Origin of the sequence: Paraburkholderia sp. UYCP14C (assembly GCF_004197395.1) — a bacterium.
Lineage (GTDB): Bacteria > Pseudomonadota > Gammaproteobacteria > Burkholderiales > Burkholderiaceae > Paraburkholderia.
The window spans coordinates 1-5,100 of sequence record NZ_SELS01000157.1 but is presented as its reverse complement, the minus strand read 5'-3'; the positions used below and the strand labels follow the sequence as shown (position 1 = coordinate 5,100).

2 tRNA genes and 2 rRNA genes are annotated in these 5,100 nt (G+C 53.8%); all 4 read right to left on the bottom strand.

Features of this window, described 5'->3' with window-relative positions:
- Positions 1 to 2,740 (bottom strand): 23S ribosomal RNA (locus EVC45_RS43435); the annotation flags it as partial.
- A gap of 321 nt (positions 2,741 to 3,061) precedes the next feature.
- Positions 3,062 to 3,137 (bottom strand) — tRNA-Ala (locus EVC45_RS43430).
- A gap of 56 nt (positions 3,138 to 3,193) precedes the next feature.
- Positions 3,194 to 3,270 (bottom strand) — tRNA-Ile (locus EVC45_RS43425).
- Between the two features lie 74 nt (positions 3,271 to 3,344).
- A 16S ribosomal RNA gene (locus EVC45_RS43420) occupies positions 3,345 to 4,875 on the bottom strand.
- Between the last annotated feature and the right edge of the window lie 225 nt (positions 4,876 to 5,100).

Below are 5,100 nucleotides of genomic sequence, written 5' to 3'. Positions count from 1 at the left end.
TCCCGCTTAGATGCTTTCAGCGGTTATCTCTTCCGAACATAGCTACCCGGCGATGCCACTGGCGTGACAACCGGTACACCAGAGGTTCGTCCACTCCGGTCCTCTCGTACTAGGAGCAGCCCCCTTCAAATATCCAGCGCCCACGGCAGATAGGGACCAAACTGTCTCACGACGTTTTAAACCCAGCTCACGTACCTCTTTAAATGGCGAACAGCCATACCCTTGGGACCGGCTACAGCCCCAGGATGAGATGAGCCGACATCGAGGTGCCAAACACCGCCGTCGATATGAACTCTTGGGCGGTATCAGCCTGTTATCCCCAGAGTACCTTTTATCCGTTGAGCGATGGCCCTTCCATACAGAACCACCGGATCACTATGACCTGCTTTCGCACCTGTTCGACTTGTCAGTCTCACAGTCAAGCACGCTTATGCCATTGCACTATCAGCACGATTTCCGACCGTACCTAGCGTACCTTCGTACTCCTCCGTTACACTTTGGGAGGAGACCGCCCCAGTCAAACTGCCTACCATGCACTGTCCCCGACCCGGATTACGGGCCAAGGTTAGAACCTCAAACAGATCAGGGTGGTATTTCAAGGACGGCTCCACGCAGACTGGCGTCCACGCTTCATAGCCTCCCACCTATCCTACACAGACCGGTTCAAAGTCCAATGCAAAGCTACAGTAAAGGTTCATGGGGTCTTTCCGTCTAGCCGCGGGGAGATTGCATCATCACAAACACTTCAACTTCGCTGAGTCTCGGGAGGAGACAGTGTGGCCATCGTTACGCCATTCGTGCAGGTCGGAACTTACCCGACAAGGAATTTCGCTACCTTAGGACCGTTATAGTTACGGCCGCCGTTTACCGGGACTTCAATCAGGAGCTTGCACCCCATCATTTAATCTTCCGGCACCGGGCAGGCGTCACACCCTATACGTCCACTTTCGTGTTTGCAGAGTGCTGTGTTTTTATTAAACAGTCGCAGCCACCAGTTTATTGCAACCCTTTCACCCTCCTGGCGCAGGCCAGTCAAGCTACAAGGGCGTACCTTATCCCGAAGTTACGGTACCAATTTGCCGAGTTCCTTCTCCCGAGTTCTCTCAAGCGCCTTAGAATACTCATCTCGCCCACCTGTGTCGGTTTGCGGTACGGTCACTGTGAAACTGAAGCTTAGAGGCTTTTCCTGGAACCCCTTCCAGTTGCTTCGCTTCCGAAGAAGCTCGCGCCACACCCTTGAGTCCTGTGCCCGGATTTGCCAAAGCACCCTCTTCAATGCAGCGACCGGGACTTCCAACACCCGGACAACCTTCCGCGATCCGTCCCCCCATCGCATTTCACAATGGTGCAGAAATATTAATCTGCTTCCCATCAGCTACGCATTTCTGCCTCGCCTTAGGGGCCGACTCACCCTACGCCGATGAACGTTGCGTAGGAAACCTTGGGCTTACGGCGAGGGGGCCTTTCACCCCCTTTATCGCTACTCATGTCAGCATTCGCACTTCCGATACCTCCAGCACACTTTCCAGTGCACCTTCGCAGGCTTACGGAACGCTCTCCTACCATGCACATTACTGTGCATCCGCAGCTTCGGTATATGACTTAGCCCCGTTACATCTTCCGCGCAGGACGACTCGATCAGTGAGCTATTACGCTTTCTTTAAAGGGTGGCTGCTTCTAAGCCAACCTCCTGACTGTTTTAGCCTTCCCACTTCGTTTCCCACTTAGTCATATTTGGGGACCTTAGCTGGCGGTCTGGGTTGTTTCCCTCTTGACACCGGACGTTAGCACCCGATGTCTGTCTCCCGTGATTGCACTCTTCGGTATTCGGAGTTTGCTATGGCGTAGTAATCCGCAATGGACCCCACAACCATGACAGTGCTCTACCCCCGAAGGTGATACACGAGGCACTACCTAAATAGTTTTCGGAGAGAACCAGCTATTTCCAGGTTTGTTTAGCCTTTCACCCCTATCCACAGCTCATCCCCTAACTTTTCAACGTTAGTGGGTTCGGTCCTCCAGCACGTGTTACCGTGCCTTCAACCTGGCCATGGATAGATCACCTGGTTTCGGGTCTACACCCAGCGACTGGACGCCCTGTTCGGACTCGCTTTCGCTACGCCTGCCCTAATCGGTTAAGCTTGCCACTGAATGTAAGTCGCTGACCCATTATACAAAAGGTACGCCGTCACCCCTTGCGAGGCTCCGACTGTTTGTATGCATGCGGTTTCAGGATCTGTTTCACTCCCCTCCCGGGGTTCTTTTCGCCTTTCCCTCACGGTACTGGTTCACTATCGGTCGATCACGAGTATTTAGCCTTGGAGGATGGTCCCCCCATCTTCAGACAGGATTTCACGTGTCCCGCCCTACTTTTCGTACACCCAGTTCTTTCCCGCTGTTTTCGTCTACAGGGCTATCACCTGCTATGGCCGCACTTTCCAGAGCGTTCGACTAACAATGAGAATAAAGAGTACAGGCTGATCCCATTTCGCTCGCCACTACTTTGGGAATCTCGGTTGATTTCTTTTCCTGCGGTTACTTAGATGTTTCAGTTCACCGCGTTCGCTTCACTGAACCTATGTATTCAGTTCAGGATGACCCATACGGGCCGGGTTTCCCCATTCGGACATCTCCGGATCAAAGCTTGTTTGCCAGCTCCCCGGAGCTTTTCGCAGGCTACCGCGTCCTTCATCGCCTGTGATCGCCAAGGCATCCACCACATGCACTTGTTCGCTTGACCCTATAACGGGTGTGTCTCTCTCCACCTTCACTGGGAAGGCAGCGTTTTTCACACACGCTACAGGTTGAGTATTCGTGTTGCGCCGTATTCCAAAGCGATCTCTCGATCACTTATAAAATACATCGATACAATCACAACCCTGATTCACCTACTCACGCACCCATCTCTAAGTACGCTTTCGTGAATCTCTTTACTACTTCTTCCTGATTGTTAAAGAACGACAGCCGATATCACAGTCAAACTGTGTACCGCTCTGACTGGCTCAATCGCCAATGCGAAATACTCAGCATCACTTCATGCTGAACCCTTGGCATTGAGGATTGGTGGAGGATGACGGGATCGAACCGACGACCCCCTGCTTGCAAAGCAGGTGCTCTCCCAGCTGAGCTAATCCCCCAGTCCCACAACACAGACCCCGGAGACGCCACCCGGCCAGCTCACCACACAAGACAGTGGTGGGTCTGGATGGATTCGAACCATCGACCCCCGCCTTATCAAGACGGTGCTCTAACCGACTGAGCTACAGACCCCTGAGTCTGTCTGCGTTGCTTCTCTAAACCACAGCCGATAAGCGTGAGCGCTTGCGCAGCAATGCAAGCTCTGGAAAGGAGGTGATCCAGCCGCACCTTCCGATACGGCTACCTTGTTACGACTTCACCCCAGTCATGAATCCTACCGTGGTGACCGTCCTCCTTGCGGTTAGACTAGCCACTTCTGGTAAAACCCACTCCCATGGTGTGACGGGCGGTGTGTACAAGACCCGGGAACGTATTCACCGCGGCATGCTGATCCGCGATTACTAGCGATTCCAGCTTCACGCACTCGAGTTGCAGAGTGCGATCCGGACTACGATCGGTTTTCTGGGATTGGCTCCACCTCGCGGCTTGGCAACCCTCTGTTCCGACCATTGTATGACGTGTGAAGCCCTACCCATAAGGGCCATGAGGACTTGACGTCATCCCCACCTTCCTCCGGTTTGTCACCGGCAGTCTCCCTGGAGTGCTCTTGCGTAGCAACTAGGGACAAGGGTTGCGCTCGTTGCGGGACTTAACCCAACATCTCACGACACGAGCTGACGACAGCCATGCAGCACCTGTGTTATGGCTCCCTTTCGGGCACTCCCACCTCTCGGCAGGATTCCATACATGTCAAGGGTAGGTAAGGTTTTTCGCGTTGCATCGAATTAATCCACATCATCCACCGCTTGTGCGGGTCCCCGTCAATTCCTTTGAGTTTTAATCTTGCGACCGTACTCCCCAGGCGGTCAACTTCACGCGTTAGCTACGTTACCAAGCCAATGAAGGCCCGACAACCAGTTGACATCGTTTAGGGCGTGGACTACCAGGGTATCTAATCCTGTTTGCTCCCCACGCTTTCGTGCATGAGCGTCAGTATTGACCCAGGGGGCTGCCTTCGCCATCGGTATTCCTCCACATCTCTACGCATTTCACTGCTACACGTGGAATTCTACCCCCCTCTGCCATACTCGAGCGATGCAGTCACCAATGCAGTTCCCAGGTTAAGCCCGGGGATTTCACATCGGTCTTACATCACCGCCTGCGCACGCTTTACGCCCAGTAATTCCGATTAACGCTCGCACCCTACGTATTACCGCGGCTGCTGGCACGTAGTTAGCCGGTGCTTATTCTTCCGGTACCGTCATCCCACCGGGGTATTAACCCAGAGGTTTTCTTTCCGGACAAAAGTGCTTTACAACCCGAAGGCCTTCTTCACACACGCGGCATTGCTGGATCAGGCTTGCGCCCATTGTCCAAAATTCCCCACTGCTGCCTCCCGTAGGAGTCTGGGCCGTGTCTCAGTCCCAGTGTGGCTGGTCGTCCTCTCAGACCAGCTACAGATCGTCGGCTTGGTAGGCCTTTACCCCACCAACTACCTAATCTGCCATCGGCCGCCCCTTGAGCGCGAGGTCCGAAGATCCCCCGCTTTCCTCCTCAGAGCGTATGCGGTATTAATCCGGCTTTCGCCGGGCTATCCCCCACTCCAGGACACGTTCCGATGTATTACTCACCCGTTCGCCACTCGCCACCAGGGTTGCCCCCGTGCTGCCGTTCGACTTGCATGTGTAAGGCATGCCGCCAGCGTTCAATCTGAGCCAGGATCAAACTCTTCAGTTCAAACCTGTTACTGTTGTCGGTTTCGTTAGAAACCGGTCGCTCACTCAACGTACTGACGAAGTGTTCAACCATCTTTCGATGGAAAAACCTTCCTTTCATTACTGTGTGAGGCTTCTGATACTTTTGCCTTGCAGCAGATTCCAGAGAATCCGCCGCCGCATTCCGCATCAAGCGCCCACACTTATCGGCTGTTAGTTTTTAAAGATCGATCCGCCCAACCCGCAG